This window comes from Clostridium sp. AF35-15 (assembly GCF_003477745.1).
Taxonomy (GTDB): domain Bacteria; phylum Bacillota; class Clostridia; order Lachnospirales; family Lachnospiraceae; genus Otoolea; species Otoolea fessa.
In genome coordinates this window covers 1-925 of sequence record NZ_QUDY01000022.1, presented here as the reverse complement: position 1 = coordinate 925, position 925 = coordinate 1, and the positions used below count along the sequence as shown (strand labels likewise).

Annotated in this window: 1 protein-coding gene; it reads right to left on the bottom strand. The window is 36.5% G+C overall.

Translation table 11 applies throughout. The features are described 5' to 3' along the window. Positions 1 to 633: transposase (locus tag DWZ76_RS15355; RefSeq protein ID WP_146143935.1), on the bottom strand; the 633-nt coding region annotated here is incomplete at its 3' end. Positions 634 to 925: the final 292 nt, after the last annotated feature.

Here is a 925-nt window from a genome sequence, read left to right as displayed (position 1 = left end):
TTTTTTTTGCTTGCACCAGTTTTGATAGTGTTTAACAAAAGAATTTAGAGACATTTTACGAACGCAATCTACATGCCAATACGTATAGACAAAATCAACCCATTTTTGGGAGCCATCACTGCGGGGTGGACTATTAAAATAAGTATTTGCATTTGGGTATGTCTGGTCAATGAGATTAATAAGATTATTTTTCATAGCCGTTTTTTGTTTCACATAGAAATGAAACTGACGATTCATGGCCTTTAGTTGTGTGCGCAATTCATCCACAATACTATATGGTTTAAGATTTTGCCATTTGTCAAGAGCATAGCGGGCGATCTTGATGGAATCAGCTTTGTCAGATTTAACTTTACGAAGAGAGTCATTATTAAAGTTTTTGACTAGCTTAGGATTAACAGCACTGACAAACAGACCAGCTGCTGAAAATTGCTGAGCAAGTACTTCGTAATAGTGTCCGGTGTGCTCCATTACAATTCGTGATTCACCTTCGATAGAGTGAATAAGTTTAATTAGTGAAAGGATATCACTGGATGTGTGCTTGATCTCAAAAGGAGAGGATACAATCTCACCAAATGGTCTTAGAATTGTAACCATGCTTTTACCTTTTGAAACATCAATACCTACTGCGTTCATAAATTTGTCACTCCTTAAAAATATTACAATGGATAAATACCAGATTTACTCATTACCTGCTCAAACTACTGTGTGTGACACGAATGCACTTAATGTGATTCAACCTGCATAAAACGAACACTGTGAATGAGGAGCTGGTTATCAGTCTAAAGTACGGACGCTAAGTCCTAGTGATGAAGTCGATATACCATTGCATCCTACATTCTAACAGTTTAAGTAATGAGATGGATAAATCCTTACTGGATGTAAGGGGATTACCCATAAGTATATTGTAGTAGTGATGAGTTAGGTG